21 protein-coding genes, 1 pseudogene and 1 riboswitch are annotated in these 20370 nt (G+C 39.7%); of the genes and pseudogenes, 6 read left to right on the forward strand and 16 right to left on the reverse strand.

The genetic code is table 11. The features are described from left to right. Positions 1 to 47: 47 nt before the first annotated feature. The 7 genes and pseudogenes from ribE (JSQ81_RS04400) to JSQ81_RS04430 form a co-directional block, all read right to left on the reverse strand. On the reverse strand, positions 48 to 518 hold the full coding sequence (ribE, locus tag JSQ81_RS04400; protein WP_212606515.1) for a 6,7-dimethyl-8-ribityllumazine synthase: 471 nt from the start codon (positions 516 to 518) through the stop codon (positions 48 to 50). Positions 519 to 530: 12 nt separating this feature from the next. Next, entirely contained in the window at positions 531 to 1724 is a 1194-nt protein-coding gene (locus tag JSQ81_RS04405) for a bifunctional 3,4-dihydroxy-2-butanone-4-phosphate synthase/GTP cyclohydrolase II (protein WP_212606516.1), read from the reverse strand. Between the two features lie 15 nt (positions 1725 to 1739). Further along, positions 1740 to 2390, reverse strand: a complete 651-nt coding sequence (ribE, locus tag JSQ81_RS04410) for a riboflavin synthase (protein ID WP_212607542.1) — start codon at positions 2388 to 2390, stop codon at positions 1740 to 1742. 223 nt (positions 2391 to 2613) lie between these two features. Next, positions 2614 to 2943, reverse strand: a pseudogene (locus JSQ81_RS20180) (RibD family protein). Between the two features lie 293 nt (positions 2944 to 3236). Continuing rightward, a riboswitch (FMN riboswitch) is annotated at positions 3237 to 3408 on the reverse strand. Between the two features lie 92 nt (positions 3409 to 3500). Then, positions 3501 to 4394, reverse strand: coding sequence for a glycine betaine ABC transporter substrate-binding protein (locus tag JSQ81_RS04420; protein ID WP_305849480.1), 894 nt, complete (start codon positions 4392 to 4394; stop codon positions 3501 to 3503). Then, a complete protein-coding gene (locus tag JSQ81_RS04425) occupies positions 4391 to 5242 on the reverse strand; it encodes an ABC transporter permease (RefSeq protein ID WP_212606517.1) in 852 nt (283 codons plus the stop codon). The genes JSQ81_RS04420 and JSQ81_RS04425 overlap by 4 nt, the downstream gene beginning before the upstream one ends. Beyond that, on the reverse strand, positions 5235 to 6497 hold the full coding sequence (locus JSQ81_RS04430; protein WP_212606518.1) for a quaternary amine ABC transporter ATP-binding protein: 1263 nt from the start codon (positions 6495 to 6497) through the stop codon (positions 5235 to 5237). Before JSQ81_RS04430 ends, JSQ81_RS04425 begins: the two co-directional genes overlap by 8 nt. A 226-nt stretch (positions 6498 to 6723) precedes the next feature. On the opposite strand from JSQ81_RS04430, the gene JSQ81_RS04435 reads away from it, so the two are divergent. The 3 genes from JSQ81_RS04435 (at position 6724) to JSQ81_RS04445 (ending at position 9352) form a co-directional block, all read left to right on the forward strand. Continuing rightward, positions 6724 to 7269: a GbsR/MarR family transcriptional regulator gene (locus tag JSQ81_RS04435; RefSeq protein WP_212606519.1), complete on the forward strand. Its 546-nt coding sequence runs from the start codon at positions 6724 to 6726 to the stop codon at positions 7267 to 7269. Positions 7270 to 7376: 107 nt separating this feature from the next. Beyond that, on the forward strand, positions 7377 to 7874 hold the full coding sequence (locus tag JSQ81_RS04440) for a PH domain-containing protein (RefSeq protein ID WP_212606520.1): 498 nt from the start codon (positions 7377 to 7379) through the stop codon (positions 7872 to 7874). After that, positions 7871 to 9352 carry a PH domain-containing protein gene (locus JSQ81_RS04445; protein ID WP_212606521.1) on the forward strand — a complete coding sequence of 494 codons (1482 nt, stop codon included), beginning with the start codon at positions 7871 to 7873 and terminating at the stop codon, positions 9350 to 9352. The genes JSQ81_RS04440 and JSQ81_RS04445 overlap by 4 nt, the downstream gene beginning before the upstream one ends. A 41-nt stretch (positions 9353 to 9393) precedes the next feature. Here JSQ81_RS04445 and JSQ81_RS04450 read toward each other — a convergent pair whose 3' ends face one another. The 6 genes from JSQ81_RS04450 to JSQ81_RS04475 all read right to left on the reverse strand — a co-directional run bounded on the left by JSQ81_RS04450 (position 9394) and on the right by JSQ81_RS04475 (position 14165). Continuing rightward, entirely contained in the window at positions 9394 to 9846 is a 453-nt protein-coding gene (locus tag JSQ81_RS04450; protein WP_212606522.1) for an OsmC family protein, read from the reverse strand. Between the two features lie 211 nt (positions 9847 to 10057). Continuing rightward, positions 10058 to 11191 carry a bifunctional cystathionine gamma-lyase/homocysteine desulfhydrase gene (locus JSQ81_RS04455; protein WP_249336632.1) on the reverse strand — a complete coding sequence of 378 codons (1134 nt, stop codon included), beginning with the start codon at positions 11189 to 11191 and terminating at the stop codon, positions 10058 to 10060. A gap of 1 nt (position 11192) precedes the next feature. Beyond that, the gene (locus JSQ81_RS04460; RefSeq protein WP_212606524.1) at positions 11193 to 12125 is read right to left on the reverse strand and encodes a PLP-dependent cysteine synthase family protein; all 933 of its coding nucleotides are present in this window, start codon (positions 12123 to 12125) and stop codon (positions 11193 to 11195) included. Beyond that, positions 12125 to 12595: an S-ribosylhomocysteine lyase gene (locus JSQ81_RS04465; protein WP_212606525.1), complete on the reverse strand. Its 471-nt coding sequence runs from the start codon at positions 12593 to 12595 to the stop codon at positions 12125 to 12127. The genes JSQ81_RS04460 and JSQ81_RS04465 overlap by 1 nt, the downstream gene beginning before the upstream one ends. 13 nt (positions 12596 to 12608) lie before the next feature. Then, complete coding sequence (locus JSQ81_RS04470; RefSeq protein WP_212606526.1) at positions 12609 to 13262, reverse strand: class I SAM-dependent methyltransferase; 654 nt, start codon at positions 13260 to 13262, stop codon at positions 12609 to 12611. A gap of 162 nt (positions 13263 to 13424) precedes the next feature. Continuing rightward, complete coding sequence (locus JSQ81_RS04475; protein ID WP_212606527.1) at positions 13425 to 14165, reverse strand: FixH family protein; 741 nt, start codon at positions 14163 to 14165, stop codon at positions 13425 to 13427. Between the two features lie 165 nt (positions 14166 to 14330). On the opposite strand from JSQ81_RS04475, the gene JSQ81_RS04480 reads away from it, so the two are divergent. The 3 genes from JSQ81_RS04480 to JSQ81_RS04490 are packed head-to-tail and all read left to right on the forward strand — an operon-like array spanning position 14331 to position 16989. Beyond that, positions 14331 to 15005, forward strand: coding sequence for a response regulator transcription factor (locus JSQ81_RS04480; protein WP_212606528.1), 675 nt, complete (start codon positions 14331 to 14333; stop codon positions 15003 to 15005). A gap of 3 nt (positions 15006 to 15008) precedes the next feature. After that, positions 15009 to 16427, forward strand: a complete 1419-nt coding sequence (locus tag JSQ81_RS04485; RefSeq protein ID WP_212606529.1) for a sensor histidine kinase — start codon at positions 15009 to 15011, stop codon at positions 16425 to 16427. Next, positions 16420 to 16989, forward strand: coding sequence for an SCO family protein (locus JSQ81_RS04490; RefSeq protein WP_212606530.1), 570 nt, complete (start codon positions 16420 to 16422; stop codon positions 16987 to 16989). Before JSQ81_RS04485 ends, JSQ81_RS04490 begins: the two co-directional genes overlap by 8 nt. Before the next feature lie 297 nt (positions 16990 to 17286). Here the strand turns inward: JSQ81_RS04490 and JSQ81_RS04495 are convergent, their stop codons facing one another. The 3 genes from JSQ81_RS04495 to proB form a co-directional block, all read right to left on the reverse strand. Next, the gene (locus tag JSQ81_RS04495; RefSeq protein ID WP_212606531.1) at positions 17287 to 17850 is read right to left on the reverse strand and encodes a hypothetical protein; all 564 of its coding nucleotides are present in this window, start codon (positions 17848 to 17850) and stop codon (positions 17287 to 17289) included. 106 nt (positions 17851 to 17956) lie between these two features. Next, positions 17957 to 19222, reverse strand: coding sequence for a glutamate-5-semialdehyde dehydrogenase (locus tag JSQ81_RS04500; RefSeq protein ID WP_212606532.1), 1266 nt, complete (start codon positions 19220 to 19222; stop codon positions 17957 to 17959). A 15-nt stretch (positions 19223 to 19237) separates the two neighbouring features. Further along, a complete protein-coding gene (gene proB / locus JSQ81_RS04505; protein ID WP_212606533.1) occupies positions 19238 to 20338 on the reverse strand; it encodes a glutamate 5-kinase in 1101 nt (366 codons plus the stop codon). Positions 20339 to 20370: the final 32 nt, after the last annotated feature.

The following is a 20370-nucleotide window of genomic DNA, read 5'->3' on the forward strand; positions in this document are numbered from 1 at the left end:
ATCTCAACTCGAATTAACCGAGTTGAGATTTTTTGTTTAATATTAGATTATACCTCGAGTTGATTCAACAAATTAGCCATTTCAATCGCTGCAGTTCCCGCATCCCAACCTTTATTTCCGGCTTTCGTGCCTGCACGCTCAATAGCTTGTTCAATTGTATCTGTCGTTAAAACACCAAAAATAACAGGAATTCCTTCTTGCATATTAATGGCCGAAACCCCTTTGGCAACTTCGCTGCAAACATAATCGAAATGCGGCGTAGCTCCGCGAATCACCGTTCCCAGTGTAATAATTGCATCAAAATTACCTGAAGCAGCCATTTTCTTCGCAACGAGCGGAATTTCGTAAGCACCCGGCACCCAAGCAGTGGCGATGTCGCTTTCATTAACGCCGTGACGACGCAGCGCATCTTCTGCACCACTTAAAAGTTTACCTGTGATAAAATCATTAAACCTTGCAACGACGATTCCAATCTTTAACCCAGTACCCACTAAATGTCCTTCATAAATAGTTCCCATTATAATTCCCCCTTAATTATGCAATACATGACCTAGTTTATTTTTCTTCGTTTCCATATATCGTTTATTTTCTTCTTTTACAGGCATTTCGATTTGAAGTCGCTCTGTAATTTCAAGTCCATGACCTTCGAGTCCAGAGATTTTCCTTGGATTGTTTGTCAATAAATGAATGGATGTCAAGCCGAGTTCACGCAAGATTTGCGCCCCGATTCCATAATCGCGAAGATCATCTAGAAAACCTAATTTTTCATTCGCTTCTACAGTGTCGTAGCCTTCTTCTTGCAATTTATAGGCTTTCATTTTATTGACAAGACCGATTCCTCGCCCTTCTTGACGCATATAAAGAAGAACACCTTTTCCGGATTTTTCAATTTGTGCAAGTGCCGCATGAAGTTGCGGACCGCAATCGCAGCGGCATGAACCAAAAACGTCACCTGTCAAACACTCTGAATGTACACGAACGAGCACATTTGAGGCGCCTTTAATATCGCCTTTTACAAGTGCGATATGTTCACGTCCCGTTAAAGTCTCAATGAAAGTAACGGCTTTAAAATCGCCATGTTCTGTCGGCATTTTAACATCTACAACGCGTTCAATCAGCTTTTCGTTTTTACGACGGTAAGCGATCAAATCTTTAATCGTTAAAATGACTAAATCGAAGCGTTCCGCGATTTCTTTCAATTGCAAGCTTCTAGCCATCGTACCGTCTGCATTCATAATTTCGCAAATGACGCCAACCGATTCGGAACCTGCTAATTTAGCTAAATCAACCGCAGCTTCTGTGTGTCCAGTACGTCTTAAAACACCGCCTGCTTTAGCAACTAATGGGAAGATATGCCCCGGTCTTATAAAATCAGTCGGTTTTGCATCACTGCTTAGCATTTTTAATATTGTATCAGACCGTTCAAACGCGGAAATTCCCGTATGTACAGAAGAATGGTCAATGCTAACCGTGAAAGCTGTTCCGTAAACATCGCTGTTGTTTTCAGTCATCGGATTCAAATCGAGTTGTGCCGCTTTTTCTTCTTCTATCGGCACGCAAATCAGTCCACGGCCTTCAGTTGCCATGAAGTTGATCATTTCAGGCGTCGCAAATTCGCCAAGCGCGACGAAATCCCCTTCGTTTTCACGATCTTCATCATCTACAACGATAATTGCTTTTCCTAGTTTAAGTTCTTCAATCGCTTTTTCTACAGTTGCATACAAGTCTCACCCAACTCCTTAATCTAAAAATCCAGTCGCAATAAGCGTGTTCATCGTTACACTGCCACTTGGCTTCTCTTCTTTTTTTGTCATTAATCTTTCGATGTACTTCGCCAACATATCGCATTCAACATTTACTTTATCACCGACGCGTTTTTGTCCAATCACGGAATCTTCTTGAGTCACGGGAATCAAAGATATAATAAAACCTGAATCGGTCATGCCAAAAACAGTTAGAGACGTTCCATCGACCGTAACCGAACCTTTCGGGATAAAATAATTCAACAACTCTGGGTCAATTTCAATTTCCATATAAACCGCATTCGCAACGTTTCGAACGGAAATAATTTCACCCGTACCATCGACATGACCGCTAACAAAGTGACCCCCGAATCGTCCATTTGCTGACATTGCACGTTCTAAATTGACCGCGCTTCCTGCACGTAATTCATGAAGTGTCGTAGCTTTTACCGTTTCCGGCATCACATCAGCAGTGAAATGATCACTCGAAAAGTTCGAGACCGTTAAACAAACACCGTTTACAGAAATACTATCGCCTTTGTTCACGTCACTGAGCACTTTCCTACATGTAATAGCAAGTTGAAGTGAAGTTGCTCCTGGCGTAACTCTGGACACAGTTCCAATTTCTTCAACAATTCCAGTGAACATATTTGGTTCCTCCTTCGTAAAGCGAGCGTGAAGCCTTACATCTTGACCAATCATCTTCACTTCGACAAATTGAAGCGAGATGCTCTGGGCAATTTTCTTTCTTGTTTCATTCATAATTAAAGAAGCACCGTTGCAAGACGCTTTTACTTCTTCAAGAAATCATCTTCTTCAGAAATCGACTCGGGTTGTGATAAGTGGATATGCTGAAAAATCCGTTTCTGACTTAGCAGAATCGAGTGTGAAAATAATTGTTTCTACAAAGCTTTTTGAACGCGAACTTTGCATTCAAACAAAACAGCACAGTAATAACATGCGCAGTTTTTGGTGTCCGAAGACATCGATCTAAAATAATACGTATTGGATTCTTTCCACCATGGGGCAAACGGGTGGTGAGGAAAGGATTATCATGGAGTACGGTTTATACATCGACTAAAATCGCATCATGGGTATGGCGAAGATGATGGACATCAGTTCTTGTTGCATCTGATGTAATCCATTTGCTGTCCCCAATTGCGCCCGAAAGTTTACCATCCAGGGTGGCGGCTGCTTTCAAAGTGACATATAGTTTACCGTATTTGATAAAAATTAAAAAATGCTTGGCTTAACTGCTCTGCCTCTTCTTGCAATATGCCAGTGATGAACTCGTATCCCGGCAACCTTAAGAAGCCAAAATCTGGCCGAATTACACAATCAATATGCCAACATGTTGATTCGGCAAGTTTGTCCTGTTGTAGTACGGGCAAATTTTAGAGCAATCGTCATAAAACGGTCTTAAACCATGGGTATTCCCCCTTTCAATTAGGAATTGAAAAGGACAAAGCCCTAAGCATTGCATATAAGCTTTCCAAACAACTTCTCCCATCCAGACTATAACTGTCGGTGCCGGACTTTCACCAGCTCCACCGCCCTCGAAAAAAGAAGGACGGGTCACGGACTTATGAGCAAAGAAGAATGCAGTACAATTCTTCTTTGCTCAATTACCGTCGGTAAGGAATTTCACCTTGCCCCGAAGAGTTTGTATTTATATGCTATTTCAACGATAACATAGGCGAATAATTAAATCAAAAAAACTCAGCCCGATTGCTCGGAACTGAGTCTATTTTTTAAAAATTATTCTTTTAAATCTTCAATTGAATCGATGTCCATATATGATGGGACAACTAAACCAATTTTTACGCCTTCCATGCTTGTACCAATATCGTCGTACTTGCCTTCAAACTTTTCTGCGTAAGTTTTGTGAGTGACTGGCAACCAACCCGCAAGCAACACATCTGCGCTTCCATCAGCAACAGCTGTCCACATTGGACCTGCCTCAACTTGTGATGTCGTTACTTTATAGCCCATATCTTCCAACACGAGTGATATCACATTCGTGCTTGCGATTGTACTATCCCAAGCAACATAGACAAACTTGATCTCATCGCCGTCTACTTTGTCAACACCGTCAGTCCAAACTGCAACTTTATCTTCATTTGCATCAATCCAGTTTTGGGCTGCGACTTCCGGATCTTCGCCGTCAATAATTTCAACCATTACTTCAGCCATATCTTCTTCGGTCCACTTAAAGTTAGCAAGGATTTCATAAGCTTCGGGAGAGTCTTCTTCGAGCCCCAAGCGTCCGATTGTGTGAATTTCTTCCGCTCCGCCAAATGAACCTTCTGGATCTTCAAGGTATTTTAATTTAAATTTCGCGAATTTCCAGTGCGGTGACCATCCCGTGACAATAATCGGCTCTTCTTTGTCATATGCTCTTTGTAATGCTGCAGTCATTGCAGCGCCAGAACCTGATACAACTTCCCATTTGTCTAATTCATAATCAGCAAGCGCGCGGTCTGTTGCTTCCATAATACCTGCACCTGGGTCGATCCCAGTAATCTTATAATCAACCGAATCGCCTACTGAATCAGCAACTCCATCTTCTTTTTTGTCGTCACCACAAGCGGCTAATCCAACTGCAAGTAATGCAACTGCTCCTAGTCCTAAAACTTTTTTCTTGATTGTCATGAATCTGTTCCCCCTTGTTTTTTAGATCCGGCATGTTGAGTGATTCTGTCCAAAATAATCGCAACGATTACGATGGCGACACCTACTTCAACACCCACTCCGGTCTTTAACTGCGTTACTGCTCGGTAGACCTTCTCACCAAGTCCTGGTGCTCCTACCATTGAAGCGATAACAACCATTGAAAGCGAAAGCATAATACTTTGGTTTATACCTGCCATAATAGTTGGTTTGGCGAGCGGTATTTGAATCTTGCTCAACCTTTGCCACGATGTGGAACCAAATGCCTCTGTCGCTTCGATCAAATCCTTAGGCACTTGTTCAATTCCCAACATTGTTAAACGTATTGTCGGCGGCATTGCGAAGATTACAGATGCCACAACACCGGGGACAACCCCTATATTGAAAAAGAAAATTGCTGGAATTAAGTAGACGAATGCGGGCATTGTCTGCATTAAATCCAGAATTGGGTTGATAATATTACGTACTGTTGTTTTTTGTGATCCCCATATTCCAATGGGAATTCCTATCGCAATTGCGAACACGACAGATGTAAGAACGAGCGCCAACATCTGAAGCATGTCGTACCAGAATCCTAAATAATCGATGAACAAAAATCCGATTAACGTGAAAACCCCTATTTTTCTCGTGGAAATTAACCATGCCACGATTGCAAATATTATAGCGAGCAGGATTGAAGGGACGATTGCGAGTGCATCTACAAATCCTTCAACCATAGTTTTTAAAACGAGTGCTATGCCGTCAAAAACCGACCCGAAATTATCAATTAGCCAATCTACACCACTGTCAATCCACTCAGAGAACGGAATTCTTGGTAATAGTTTATCCATTTCCATTCACCTCTGTATTCATTTCTTCAACCGAATCCACAACACCATTTCCATTAATGAATTGGCCATTCCCCGACAATGCACCGATAAAAGCGCCCCGGATAATGATGCCGCGAAGACGTTCTTTCTCATCAATGACAGCAACTGGAATCGTCGCTGTCGAGACGATGTCGAACAACTCCGTTAAAACGCGGTCCTCAGGAACCATTGGAAGATCAGTGATAAGCACTTCCTCGAGCGACAAATTTTTGTCCGTCGCTTCTAAAGCATCCTGTGCCATGACTGCACCGAGCAATTTCCCTTTTTTATCAACAACATAAATTGAAGAAATTCGGAGACGTTTCATAAGTCGCAGTGCAACCCGAGGTCCTCGGTCTATTTGAACAGTATCTGCTTGTTTCATAATGTGCCCAGCCGTCAATACTTTCGACAAATCAACATCTTCAACAAATCGTTCCACGTATTCATTTGATGGACTCATCAGAATTTCTTCGGGTGTTCCGATTTGCACGATTTCTCCGTCTTTCATCAACGCAATACGATCGCCGATTCGAAGCGCTTCGTCTAAATCATGCGTAATGAAAACGATGGTCTTTCCCATATCGTTATGAAGTTGCAATAATTCATCTTGCATGTCTTTTCTAATAAGTGGATCTAATGCACTAAATGCTTCATCCATTAGTAAAATATCTGGATCATTCGCAAGTGCGCGCGCAAGACCAACCCGTTGCTGCATGCCACCGCTTAACTGGGATGGGTATTGTTCTTCGTAACCCGCAAGTCCAACTAGCCGTAACGCTTCTTTCGCTTTACTTTGTCTTTCCTCTTTCGAAAAACCTTGGATTTCCAATCCATACTCCGTATTCGAAAGAATTGTTCTATGCGGGAAAAGAGCAAAATTTTGAAAGACCATCCCTATTTTCTTCCGTCGAACATTACGAAGTTGTTCTTTATTCATTGCTACAATGTCGTCGCCATCTATTAATATATGACCGGTTGTCGGGTCAATTAGTCTATTTAGCATCCTGACCAAAGTCGATTTCCCACTACCTGACAAACCCATAATGACGAAGATCTCTCCATCATAAACATCGAATGACGCATTCTTAACGCCAACTGTCGCGCCAGCAACCTTTAATACCTCTTCCTTCGTCTTTCCTTCGTTCAATAACTGTACTGCTCTCCTACTGTTTCTGCCGAAAATTTTCGTAGCATCTTTCACTTCGATTTTTTTCTTGGCAATTTGTTCTGTCATGCTTACACTCCCCACAAGATAGTTCTTTATCTATCTGTAATTTCTACTAGTATATCTGTAACAACTTTGTAATACAACCGTTTTTACAATTTAAATTGAATATACGGTTAAAACTGTACAAACTTTAAACAGTATAAATTGCTTTTCCAGAAAAACTGTACTACGCTATAAGAAAACAGCTAGAATAAGCTTGCATAAAGCCCTTAGCTATAAGGAGTTGCGGAAAATGGATGGGAAAGAAAGATTGGAAAAGGCCCGTAAACGGATTGCAGAGTCGATTGCGCAAAATATTCATCTATACGGCCTCCCACCTTCTGCTGGAAGACAATACGGAATGATGTTCTTTCAAGATCGTCCCCTCACACTCGACGATATGTCGGAAGAACTCGGAATGAGCAAAACGAGTATGAGCACATCTATACGTGCGCTAGCCGAAGCAAAGTTAGTCGACCGCGTATGGGAACGCGGCGTTCGAAAAGACTTATATGAAGTGAAAGACGATTGGTATCAAAGTTTTATCGATATGTTTAATAGTAGATGGCGAAGTTCTGTATCACTGCATTCAAGAGCCATCAGAAGATCACTTAATGAACTTGAAGAACTTATTAATGACGAGACCATTAGTCCTGAAGTGTTAGAAAAAGCTAAAATCGACAAAGAAAAGATTTTGTATATTCGAGATTATTATGAGTGGCTAGACCGCCTCATCGACGCTTTTGAGGAACATGACATTTTTGATCTTGTACCGAAAAAAATTCAAACTGAAGAATGACGAGAAAAACGGCATCCCATTAACAAGGATGCCGTTTTTTCAATGAAACTATATTGTGGTAACATCGTATATTAAGATGTTATTAATTGATTCGTAGGGGTGGTTTGATGTATTCGCAAATTCATGCACCAGAAGGTCGATTATCCAAAGACGCGATTAAGGTTTGGATTATTAGTGGAGTGATTAATTATGCTATTTGGCTTGCCGTTTTTTCAGTTCTATTATACTTAGATTATCGATTTTCTTGGTATGAATGGATTGGTTTGGTGATTATTGGTTTCACTTCGTTAATAGCACTCTCTGGCATCTGGTCAGTCTTCATTAAACCTTTTTTGCTTTATAAAAATTGGCGGTATGCTGCCAACGAAGAGTTTTTACAATTAAAGTTTGGAGCTTTTAATGAGGAACATCAACTTGTGCCTATGACAAAAATCCAATCTGTTTCTACAAACCAAGGTCCAATCCTTAGAAAGTATCGGTTATACTCGCTGACTATCGAAACAATGGGATCTTCACATAGAATTCCTGCACTACCAAATGATATTGCCATCGAGTTAAGAAACCGAATTGCCCATTACGCTAAAATAAAGGAAGTTGACGAATGAACGACATCAAACGATATCATCCATTCCTCATTGTTATGAACTTATGGGTACTATTAAAAAATAGTTTTGCCATCTTTGTCTTTTTCATATTTTCATTCGCATTGTCATCACCTCTTTATTCATACGGAAGAATCGCTTTTCTTCTATTCTTGGCGCTAGCCGTAATAAAAATTATTCTGGACTGGTTTGTTGATAAATATGAAATTGTTAATGAGTCATTTCAAATTTACCATGGGCTTTTTATTAAAAATGAACGCATTGTTCCATTTACAAAAGTGCAAAATGTACAACGTCAAACTTCTTTCATTCATAGATTGTTTAAATTAACATCGTTGACACTTGAGACTGGCATAGCAGGTTCCGATGCTGCAGTTGAATTCGTGGTTATTACGATTGAAGAAGCTGATCATATCGAAGACCTCATAAACCAAGTTGAATACGAAATCGAGACTACTACTGAAATCATGGATGATTACTCTGAAGTCGAGACGAAATCAGACCGGATTATTCATTTTACGCCAACAAAAAAAGATATTTTTAAAGCTTCATTTACATCTTTTAGTTTTCTACTATTAATCCCAATTGTCGGATCAATTTTTTCCAAAGTCCAGAAATTTGAATGGTTCGAAAAAAAGGCTGAAGGAATTTTTTCGAGGATTCTCGAGTCTAGTTTCACGACTGTAATCATCGTTATTTTACTTATCATTGTTTCAATCATTATTGGAATTGCTAGGACGTATATAAAATACGGGAAGTATGAAATTGCATCCGATGACGAGAGAATTTACATCACCAAAGGTGTGCTTCATGAATCGGCTTTTACGATAACAAAGGATAATGTACAAGCAATTGAAATCAGGCAATCCGCGATTAAACGAGTGCTCGGACTTGCGGAAATTAAAGTGATAAGTGCCGGTGGTGTTGGCGAAGGGATGCTTGAACCAAACTCACTTTATCCATTCTTGCCTATTGCACGGGCGTACGAAATGATCCATGAAATCTTGCCTTCTTATGAAGTGATGCAAACGATGAAGCGGCTACCGAGAAAATCATTTTGGATTCGAATGCTAAAACCAAGTTGGTTCTGGATTATTTCTATGTTGGCGTTATTTTATTTCAAACCGCCAATTTGGGATTTTAAACAAGCATGGTGGATTATTTCAATCATCTTATTATTAGTTATTATTGCTTCAAGATTGCTCAATTACTTTAATACTCGCTATACGTTGAATGAAGAATTCATCCAATTCAAAACCGGAAGCTTTGAAACGTCTGTATTCATTTCTAAGCGCACAAAAATAATTGAAATAAGTGTAAGACGGAGCAAGATTCAACAAATACTTGGGCTTGCCTCAGTCGTAACGGTTAACCATGCAAAACCATTTCATTATTCGGGTGTCGATGACGTGCCGCTGGAAATGGCAAGAAATTTTTATACATGGTATGCGGGTCGGGTGGATCAGATCAAAACAGAATAAAAGCATGCGTGCACTTCTTTTTTAAAGTGCGCGCATGCTTTTTATTTATCCCCAGTCCTAATAACAGCTTGTAATTCTATTTCAACATTGCCTTGAATGGCTCGGCTAATCATGCAAGATGTTTCTGCTTTTTCTGCAAGTCGAAGCGCGAGTGATTCGTCTTTTTCCATTGCATCCGCTTTTAGCACGATATGCGGTTTATGAATGATCTTTTTATATGTAATGACGCCATTCGTCACATCGACAACGCCAACTGATTCCATCGTCAATGCCTCTTTCTCCAGATTACTTCGCTCCATCATCGCAGCCAGTGTAATAATATAACAAGTCGCCGCAGCGCCTAAAAGCAATTCATCTGGATTCGTTCCAACCCCGGGTCCATCCATTTCTGGCGGAATCGATACTTCTGTTTTCAAATTTCCCGCGTCAATTGTTCCTATATCATTCCTTAAACCCGGCCAATTCGTTGTTAAGTGGAAATAGTGTTCTGCCATTTTAGTGACTCCTTCGCAATTGCAATATCTGTTGAGCTAATTGTATCAAATTAATATGGAAGAGCGCGCTAAAATGACTATCTTATTAAAAAAAATAATAGATCGAAATCATATATTAAAAAATACTACTCAAGTTTATTGAATTAATTTCATATAAAAAAGATGGGCCTTTGCATTCTCTGCGTGGCCAATCTTTTTATCAGTCATACTTTTATGCCAATGCCTGTTCCAAGTCTTCCAGTAAATCCTCAACATCCTCAATACCCACAGAAATACGAACCAATCCGTCTGTAATTCCTAATTCCAGTCTACGATCTCGTGGAATCGATGCATGTGTCATTCTTGCTGGAATTGAAATTAAACTTTCAACGGCCCCCAAACTTTCAGCCAGTGTAAAGTAACGTAATTTTGCTAGTAGCTCATCCGCTATTTCTTCACTTCCGACATCAAATGAAATCATTCCGCCGAACCCCGACGCTTGTTTCGTCATTAATGCATAACCTGGATGATCATTTAATCCTGGATAATACACTTTTCCAATTGCGTCATGCGCGACTAAAAACTTTGCAATCTTTAATGCATTTTCATTATGTTCTTCCATACGAAGCCCGAGCGTTTTAATCCCGCGAATTAACAACCATGAATCCTGCGGGCCAAGAATAGCTCCGACTGAGTTTTGAATGAAGTGCAGTTCCCCAGCTAGTTCATCGGTTGCAACAACGACAAGCCCCGCTATGACATCGCTATGTCCGCCGATATATTTTGTTGCACTATGCAACACGATATCTGCCCCTTGCGCAATGGGTTGTTGGAAATAAGGCGTCATAAATGTATTGTCGACAATCGTTAGCAATCCTTTTTCCTTACCGAGTTTAGCAACTGCTTCAATATCCGTCACTTTCAGCAAAGGGTTCGTTGGCGATTCCAAAAATATCGCTTTCGTGTTTGGTTCAATTGCTGCTTTAACTTCTGCGATATCACTTGAATCGACAAATGTCGAGGAGATGCCGAAGCGATTCAATACTTTTGTCATGACACGGTAAGTCCCGCCGTATACATCGTCCGTTAAGACGATATGATCACCTTTACTAAACAGCATCATGACCGAACTTATTGCCGCCATTCCAGATCCAAATGCAAACCCGGATTTACCGCCTTCTAGATCACTTATTAATACCTCCAATGCATGACGCGTTGGATTGCCGGTACGGGAATACTCATAACCGTTAAAAACGCCTACCGATTGTTGTTTATACGTGCTCACCTGATATATCGGAGTTGAAACAGCACCCGTCGTTTCATCCCCTACGATTCCACCGTGAATTAACTTCGTTTTTGCTCGCAATTTATTCGCTCCTCCTGAACAATTCATAGATATGTTGACTTAAATAACGTTCGCTCGAGTCTGGAAATATAGTTACGATGTGGCTGCCTTCTTTCGCAGATTCTGCTTCCCGTAATGCTCCGCAAAATGCAGCCCCAGAAGAACTTCCAACGAGTAACCCTTCGTACTTTGCTAATGCACGTAATTGTGTAAACGCTTCTTCGTCGCTTACTGTATGAATCTCGTTGAAATAGGTTTGATCCATATACTCGGGGATAAATTCCATGCCAATTCCTTCGGTAACATGGGGCCCTGCTATGCCGCCATTTAAAATCGAGCCTTCTGGTTCGACCACAACTGTTTTCACAAGTGGATTTTGCTCCTTTAAATACTGGGCAGTTCCCATGAATGTCCCCCCGGTTCCTGCTCCCGCAACGAAGATATCAATTTGTCCATCTAAATCATTCCATAATTCAGGTCCAAGTGTTTTCACATAAGTCGCAGGGTTAGCTGGATTGGAAAACTGTGACGGCGAATAAGCTCCAGGTATTTTCATAGCAAGTTCACGGGCTTTTTCAATCGCGCCTGTCATCCCTAATTCAGTTTTCGTATTGATTATTTCAGCGCCAAGTGCTCGCATTAATATTTGTTTTTCCACACTAAACTTTTCCGGAACAACAAATTTCACGTAGTATCCTTTTCCGATTGCCGCAAGCGCTAGACCAATCCCCGTATTTCCAGCAGTGGGTTCGATTATCGTTCCGCCGGGCCCTAGAGCACCCGACCTCTCGGCATCCTCAATGAGAGAAATCCCTAACCGGTCTTTCACACTTCCACCCGGATTTAAATACTCTAGCTTGGCAAAGATACGGCAATTATTCGGGATAGGAAGTTGGTTGATTTCAACAATCGGTGTATTTCCGATTAGCTCATGCACACTGCTATAAACATTCATTACTTTTCCTCTTTATACACTTGGTGCCATTCATCTTTTTTTGCAAGCATATTTTTCGCAAGTTCCTTTGCGCCTTCCAAACTGTGATTTGCAGCCCATCCGCATTGAACGACGTTGCACGCTGGCACTTCCGTTGCCGCAAGAACGTCATGTAATGTTTTTTCTAAAATTGATAAAATATCATCGTAATTGTCGTGATTAATCACCGTTAAATAGAATCCCGTTTGGCATCCCATCGGACTCAGATCTACAACTTGATCCGTGTGATTTCGAATATTCTCCGCCATGATATGTTCAATCGAATGGAGCGCATCCATTTTCATGAACGATGTATTTGGTTGTGTAAACCTGAGATCATATTTATAAATCTCGTCACCTAATGCCCCTCTTTTTGTACCCGCCAAACGCACATATGGCGCAGCTACTTTCGTATGATCTAAATTGAAACTTTCAACATTTAATTTTTCCATGATTTATCTCCCCTTAGTGTTTACTTTTCGTTTTCTTCGTCGCGTTTATGATCCAAGCATAATCATTCATTTGCTTACAGGCGACATCAAATCCCGCCTTCATAAATAAATCCATCAACACGGGTACAGTTGTGTAATATTCGCGTTCTAAATCATCTGCCACATTATGAAAACCGCGTGACCGTTCCTTGGAAATTTGCGCTTGCTTCGTTTCTTCGGTAATAAACATCGTATCTGCAAAAACAACTTTTCCGTTTTCTTCTAACAACTCAGCATACTTTTTTAGCGCGACTCCTTTTTCTACATCCGTTAAATGATGGAATACATAGGTGCTAACGATTGTATCGATTGATAAACCATCTACTTCAAAATCTAGTAAATCACCGTCTATAATTTTTAGCGTCGGAAATCTTTCGCTAGTCAGTTGGCGCATTGCATCATTTGGTTCGATGCCAATAACTGTCAATCCCTTATCTACTAATTTAGCGGTTAAGTTTCCTGTTCCGGTTCCAAACTCAAGAACTGTTCCGAATGATTTTTTTGCAACATCAGCCAATATTTCGTTATAGCCCACAAACACATCCCGATATTCGGGGTCCTCCCCTGCTACTGAAGCATCGTACGAATCAATCCATTCATCAAATATGTCAATGAATTCACGTCCCATTTCAAAACTCCTTTTATAAACATACTATTCATACTAACTTAGTAGGAATTAGGCTTGCACTACTATTTATATCATATTAAAAATTAATTGCAAATATGTTTATGTTAATTTCAGAGAAAAAAAGAACTCTCTCGACTGCAATATCGAAAGAGTTCCCCCTATTTACTTAACGACTATTTCGTGCTCAACATGTTCATGTAAGTCTTTATCATCTTCCACGTGGATTTGAACGTGATAAGTGCCTGCTTCTTTAAATATATGGTCGGCTACATATTCGCCAGCTTGAATTTCTTTCACGTCTTTTACCCACTCGTGTTTTTCAGATAAATCGCTCCAAATTTCATATCGGACCCTTAAGTTTTCATAAGGTTCATTATCTAACTTGATCTGAACAACTAACTTTTCATCACTATTCGCAGCTACTTCTTCTGGCGTCGTAAATTCCATTGAAAATCCTTCGGTATGATAATGGTGATCGGGTTCCGCTTGTTCATCATAATTGCCGCCATCTCCTACAACAACTTCTTTCAATGGCATCGTATGAAGTCCATTTGCAGTTACATGCACTTGCACGTGGAATAATCCATCATGATCAAATGACTTTTCAGCTGTGTAAATGCCGGCTTTTTCATTATTAGAATCAATCATTTCACTATCTGATTTCTTTCCTTCTTCCCATACTTCAAATACAACCTCGTCAGCATCTTCAATTTCCTCATCGCCTTGCGTGACAAATGCCTTCATTTCAACGGGTTCGTCAACATCTGCCGTTTCAGAAACAGTAAGTTCAACTTCCAAAATTTCAGGTGCTTTTACTTCTGTCGGAACTTCATCTTTTTTACCACAAGCAGTCATCACTCCAAGCAGAACTATAAGTATTAATAAGCCGAGCTTTCTTTTCAACTTGTATCCCCCTCGTTCTATTTAATTACGCATTACTTTTATATCCAGTATAATTATAAATAAAGACTTCGAACTTTATGTGAAATCACCTTTCATTTCACATGAACTTCATAATTTCATCCGAAAATAGAATTAAAGATATTTATCGAAAATGAGGTGTTTTGTATGAATGGTTATACAATAATGATTGTTGATGATGAAAGTCAAATGAGAGAACTCGTTCGCACATTTTTAGAAGCCGAACAATACCATGTTGTCGAGGCTACGGACGGCGTTCATGCTTTAGATCAAATACAAACAACTTCACCCGACTTATTAATCGTCGATGTGATGATGCCCTATATGGATGGTTTCCTATTTGCAGAAGAAGTAAAACGCAGTTCATCCATTCCGATTATTTTCTTATCAGCTAAAGGCGATGAATGGGACAGAGTAAAAGGTCTCAAGCTTGGTGGAGACGATTATATCGTCAAACCTTTCCTTCCTGCGGAATTAGTCGCCCGAGTTGAATCAGTTCTAAGGCGCACATACCAAAGTTCCAATGCACAACATTTGTTGAAAGTCGGACCTTTTGTTGTTGACTCTGCAGCGCATACTGCAACAGTCGATGGCAAGACCCTTTCACTGACCCTGAAAGAATTTGGGCTGCTGCAATTGTTTTTAACAAATAGAGGGCGCGTGTACACAAGAGAACAACTGCTGGAACTTATTTGGGATGAAAATCATAAAAGCACGGACCGCACCGTCGATACACATATTAAAACATTGCGCTTAAAACTGGGTGAATATGCAAGTGTGATTGAAACTGTATGGGGCGTCGGGTATAAATTAGAGGTGTGATTAATGAAAAAATCCAGATTGACATTCAGTAAAAAAATACTCGCCCTTTTACTATCAAGTGTTGGATTTACAATACTTTTTTCTTTTTTCTTCATTCATTATTTATATTCGAATTTGTACTTGGCTAGTATTGAAGAGTCCATCATCTACCAAGGGCAAAGAACGGCGTCTCATTATCATTATGGGGAATTAAGCGATGAAATTATCGAAAAGATTCAATGGTATAACATCGTTTCTGAATACGAAATAATTGTCGTCGATAAACTCGACGATCTTTCTTCTTACTTTCCATATAAAATCAATTACGAAACGCTAGTTGATCAACAAGATTTAGCATCGTTAGAAAATGGTAAATACGTTTTGAAAGAAGGATTTGTCGAGGAATTGGACCGAGAAATTATTGGTGCTATTTTCCCTATCAAGGGCGAAGACAGTCTGATTGGTTTTATTTATATATATGTACCGCTTGCAGCAATTCAAGACGTGTTTCACGATAGTATTCCAATTCTATTAGTAATTGGATCACTATTTTTCTTCATTCTCTTTTTAATCGTCAATCGGTTTTGGACATCGATATTCAATCCATTAAAAAAGCTTCAACGACAAGCCGTAGAAGTGTCAGAAGGACAATATTCTAAATACCTAGAATTCACTTCAGATGATGAGGTCGGTCAATTAACAAAAGCATTTAATAAAATGAGCTATTCGCTCGGTCAACAAGAGATGCGCAAAAAAGAATTCACTTCTAATATTGTTCATGAATTGCGCACCCCGCTCACCTATATCACCGGCTATACACAGGCGTTAAAACATAAAATTTATACATCACCTGAAGAAGCCGAGAGCTACTTGATGACGATTGAAAATGAAGCGGAACGATTAAACAAACTCATTAATGACTTGAATGAATTAAATCATTTACAAGAAGATTTTTATTCTATCGAATCAGAGCCAATCGCGATTGCTCAATTATTAAGTGACACGCTAGAGTTATTTATGATTCATGTTTCCAGAAAAAAGTTGAAGCTCGAGTTAACTATCCGAGAAGATTTAATCATCATGGGCGATCCAGGGCGGATCCAACAAGTTTTCTACAATGTTTTAGATAATGCCGTCAAATATTCAACAGAAAACAATACAATCAAAATCAACTTGGTGGAAGATGATAATTTCGTTAAATTTTCAGTGATCAATCAAGGGACACCCATAGATGAAGAAGATATAAATCGGATAGGAGAACGTTTCTTCCGTACCGATAAAGCAAGAAACCGTGCAACCGGCGGCACTGGACTAGGCCTTTCCATCGTGAAAGAAATCGTTCGATTGCATAACGGTACATTTAAAATACAAAGTAGCTATTCCGAAGGGACGAACGTTTTAATTCAATTGCCAAAGTGGAAAGAAGAGGATTTCAATGAGTAAACTTATATTAATCATTCAAGTGCTTTGTTGTTCCCTACTTCTTCTCGCATGTACACCTAAACATCAAGAAGAACGAAAAATCGAACCGTTTACGTTTACCAATCAAGAAGGACAAGCATTTGGAACGAATGAGTTGTCAAATACAGTTTGGGTCGCTAATTTCATATTCACAAACTGCACAACAATTTGTCAACCGATGACCGCTGAAATGGCTTCACTACAGCATATTCTCAAAGAGAAAGATTTCAATGTTGAATTCGTTTCATTTACAGTTGATCCGGCGATTGATACGCCCGAAAAATTAAAATCATTTATTACAGACTTCAGTGCTGACTTATCGAACTGGAATTTGTTGACTGGGTATACACAATCCGAGATAGAAGTTTTCGCTAGAGATCAATTTCAAACCATCGTGCAAAAACCAGTCTCCTCAACTCAAGTCATTCATAGTTCAAACTTTTACTTAATCGGTAAAGATGGACATTTCGTAAAGGAATATAACTTTGTAGATGCAACTTACGTGGATGAAATGATAACGGATATTCAAGAATTGATGAAGTGATGTTAAAAGGGGAACTCTTTTTGTATAATGTAGTAGTTCGTATATTTTGCTTGCACTTCGGAGTGTTTTCCTTGCACTCGGGTGCGGTTTGATTGCACTTCGGAGTGTCTTGCTTGCATTCGGATATCATTTGCTTGCACTCAAAAGATTTTGCTTGCAAGTCGGGACCTTACACCTATATGGATGCCGCTGCGATACTGGGAAATCGCATATTTTCCCTGGTATAGTGAAATCGGGGTACTAATAAAAAACGAGTACATGAATAATGAACCTCTTTCATGTACTCAGTATTTTATTTCACTCATAAAAATACATAAATTGCAGTAGATATGATTCTTCGTCGGCAATAACACTAATAGTCAATGAATTCTCGCCTTTTGTTCCCATCAACGTGTGCATTGTCGGTCCAATCTCAATTCTCTCAACCTCAAATCCATTTTCCACTAAATATTTGTCATACATTTCCACACTCTCTACAAAATCATCATCTTCTATTTGATAGGATAACGTAATCGAATTTCGACTGTATCCATCATCCTTATCTTTTGGCGATGTGCCGGACATGACTAAAAACTCATTTGTGGGTAGTGAAATATCCTGCGGAAACTCATCCGGAACCTCAGCATGAGATCCCATATTTACTGTTACACCAGATTCTTCCCCTTCATCGCCTGTCGTAATGGAGAGTCCACCCTCATCAGTATCAAGATCAATACTCGATTTTTCACCGTCTTTTCCTTCTATCTCCACGCCATCTTTACTGAGCTTCATTTTTCCGCCATCCCCTGTAGGAATGGATATGCAACCTGTCAGCAATAGCGTGATCACGAGTAAATACATTATACTTCTTAATTTATCCATCTAATTTACCTCCAAATAGTTTCTGGATAAAAACAATTTTCCAGTATATTTAGAATAACGATGGAAAGTTAAAATAACGTAAAGAAGTTGAATATATTATCAAAAATTATTCGCGAATTTGCCCATTCCCTTGAATCACAAACTTGCTCGAAGTAAGCGCTTGAAGTCCCATCGGCCCTCTTGCATGTAGCTTTTGTGTACTAATCCCGATTTCCGCACCGTAGCCAAATTCAAATCCATCAGTAAAACGCGTCGAGGCATTGTGATACACCGCGGCTGCATCTACTTTAGCCAGAAAAAGTGTTGCATGATTTTTATTACTCGTAATAATTGATTCAGAATGACCCGTTCCGTACTTATTAATATGATCAATAGCCTCATTAATAGTTCCAACAACTTTCACGCCAACTGCAAGCCCAAGATATTCTGTGTACCAATCTTCCTCTGTGATCTTTTCCGTGAATGAAAATAGATCGGATACTGTCTGATCCCCGAAAATCTTAACATCATTTTCATGGAGTGCTTGAATAATTTTTTCACCATGTTCAGCAAACCATTTTTCATGAATGACTATCGTCTCGATCGCATTACATACGGATGGGCGTTGAACTTTCGCATTCAGCCCAATCTTGATAGCCATTTCTACTTCAGCAGTTTCGTCTATATACAAATGGCAATTCCCCGCACCCGTTTCCAAAACCGGAACAGTCGATTGTTTCACAACAGTCTCGATTAACTTTTTCCCGCCTCGAGGGATTAACACATCAAGGTACTCATTCAATTGAAAGAGCTCTTTCGCTGTTTCATGACTTGTATCTTCTATTAACTGAACTGCGTCTACCGGAATGACACTTTTTTCAAGCGCCTTGTGGATTGATAGTATGAGCGCTTGATTCGAAAACTTTGCTGAAGAACTCCCTCTTAAAATGACTGCATTTCCAGTTTTTAACGCCAATGTCGCTGCATCAACAGTCACATTTGGACGCGCTTCATATATCATTCCAATAACGCCAATTGGAACACGTTTCTTATTAATGAGTAATCCATTGTCTTTCGTTATGGATTCAATGACTTCCCCGACAGGATCCTGTAATTGCACCAATAACTTTATCCCATCGGCCATTGCTTTAACACGCTCATTTGAAAGCATTATACGATCTAGCACTTCATCTGTAAGACCTTTTTCTTTACCAAGAGTTAAATCCTTTTCATTTTCGGCCAACAAGAAGTCAGTATCAAAAACCAATTGATTGGCAATTAAATTGAGTGCCTCATTTTTTCTTTCTGTAGATATTCCGATTAGTTCCGAACTAACTTCTTTTGCTTTTTTACCTTTCAAATGAACTTCACTTAAGATTGCTACCTCACCCATCTTAAATTCCCCCTTTTATATGCTGACCCATTTTTCACGATGAATTACTTCGACTGGCGTTGAACTTGCACGTTTCGTCTGTTCTTTACTTTTCTTTCCCATCATTTTTATTAAATCATTCGACGAATAAGTTACTTCTCCTTTTCCAATTAACCCATTGAGCCCAAACACTTCTACGATATCTCCACGATGGAAATTTCCTTTTACTTCATAAATTCCAGCTGGCAGTAAATTTTTACTTTTGTATAATATGGCTTCTTCAGCACCTTTATCGACAAAGAGTTTACCCGTTGCCTCCGAGTGCATCGCGATCCATTGCTGACTAATATTGATTGAATTACGAACATGGTTTGAAATATAAGTCCCGTCCCCCGCACCTTCCATGATTTCCAACAACTTATTTTCCCCATACCCTTTGCCTATAAAAACGGGAACCCCAACTGAAAGGGCCGTTTTCGCTGCTAATAATTTCGATTGCATGCCGCCTGTTCCGACACTCGAACCTGAATCTTTTGCAAAGGATAACATTTCATCCGTTATTTCATTGAGGGTTTCAATTTTTTCAGCATTTGCATCTACATGAGGATTTCCAGTATAAAGACCATTGACATCCGTTAATATAATTAATTGATCCGCTCGGATGAAGCCACTGACTAATGCCGACAACATATCGTTATCACCGAAAGTCAATTCCCTGACGGAAACTGTGTCGTTTTCATTAATTATCGGCAAAATACGGCGCTCCAGTAATTCTGTAAGTGTTGCATATGCATTTTTATAACGATCGCGACTTGTGAAATCATCCCGTGTCAGTAGTATCTGTGCGGGTACAATTGAAAACCTTGAGAACTTTTCGATATACGATTGTATCAATAAACTTTGACCGACAGCCGCAGCCGCTTGTCTTCCCTTCAGCGTAATCGGTCTTGCGCTATACCCCAATCTTCCAAAACCAGCAGCCACTGCTCCCGATGACACCAACAGCACTTCGTGTCCTGCTCGTCTAAGTTCCGCGAGTGCATTCACATGATCAGTAAATTTCTCTTGATCAATCTCACCTCGATCATTCGTTAAAGAACTGCTTCCGATTTTTACAACGATGCGCTTTTTTCTCATTTGTCATTTCCCCTATATAGTTTCTAAATTAA

Source organism: Sporosarcina sp. Marseille-Q4063 (assembly GCF_018309085.1).
Taxonomy (GTDB): Bacteria; Bacillota; Bacilli; order Bacillales_A; family Planococcaceae; genus Sporosarcina.

Excerpts from the sequence above, each read along its gene's own strand:
- JSQ81_RS04480 (WP_212606528.1), top strand. The coding sequence starts at position 14,331 with ATGAATGGTTATACAATAATGATTGTTGATGATGAAAGTCAAATGAGA.
- JSQ81_RS04425 (WP_212606517.1), bottom strand. The coding sequence starts at position 5,242 with ATGGATAAACTATTACCAAGAATTCCGTTCTCTGAGTGGATTGACAGT.
- JSQ81_RS04490 (WP_212606530.1), top strand. The coding sequence starts at position 16,420 with ATGAGTAAACTTATATTAATCATTCAAGTGCTTTGTTGTTCCCTACTT.
- JSQ81_RS04440 (WP_212606520.1), top strand. The coding sequence starts at position 7,377 with ATGTATTCGCAAATTCATGCACCAGAAGGTCGATTATCCAAAGACGCG.
- proB (WP_212606533.1), bottom strand. The coding sequence starts at position 20,338 with ATGAGAAAAAAGCGCATCGTTGTAAAAATCGGAAGCAGTTCTTTAACG.
- JSQ81_RS04445 (WP_212606521.1), top strand. The coding sequence starts at position 7,871 with ATGAACGACATCAAACGATATCATCCATTCCTCATTGTTATGAACTTA.
- ribE (WP_212606515.1), bottom strand. The coding sequence starts at position 518 with ATGGGAACTATTTATGAAGGACATTTAGTGGGTACTGGGTTAAAGATT.
- JSQ81_RS04500 (WP_212606532.1), bottom strand. The coding sequence starts at position 19,222 with ATGGGTGAGGTAGCAATCTTAAGTGAAGTTCATTTGAAAGGTAAAAAA.
- JSQ81_RS04460 (WP_212606524.1), bottom strand. The coding sequence starts at position 12,125 with ATGAATGTTTATAGCAGTGTGCATGAGCTAATCGGAAATACACCGATT.
- JSQ81_RS04435 (WP_212606519.1), top strand. The coding sequence starts at position 6,724 with ATGGATGGGAAAGAAAGATTGGAAAAGGCCCGTAAACGGATTGCAGAG.
- JSQ81_RS04450 (WP_212606522.1), bottom strand. The coding sequence starts at position 9,846 with ATGGCAGAACACTATTTCCACTTAACAACGAATTGGCCGGGTTTAAGG.
- JSQ81_RS04420 (WP_305849480.1), bottom strand. The coding sequence starts at position 4,394 with ATGACAATCAAGAAAAAAGTTTTAGGACTAGGAGCAGTTGCATTACTT.
- ribE (WP_212607542.1), bottom strand. The coding sequence starts at position 2,390 with ATGTTCACTGGAATTGTTGAAGAAATTGGAACTGTGTCCAGAGTTACG.
- JSQ81_RS04495 (WP_212606531.1), bottom strand. The coding sequence starts at position 17,850 with ATGGATAAATTAAGAAGTATAATGTATTTACTCGTGATCACGCTATTG.
- JSQ81_RS04465 (WP_212606525.1), bottom strand. The coding sequence starts at position 12,595 with ATGGAAAAATTAAATGTTGAAAGTTTCAATTTAGATCATACGAAAGTA.
- JSQ81_RS04430 (WP_212606518.1), bottom strand. The coding sequence starts at position 6,497 with ATGACAGAACAAATTGCCAAGAAAAAAATCGAAGTGAAAGATGCTACG.
- JSQ81_RS04485 (WP_212606529.1), top strand. The coding sequence starts at position 15,009 with ATGAAAAAATCCAGATTGACATTCAGTAAAAAAATACTCGCCCTTTTA.
- JSQ81_RS04470 (WP_212606526.1), bottom strand. The coding sequence starts at position 13,262 with ATGGGACGTGAATTCATTGACATATTTGATGAATGGATTGATTCGTAC.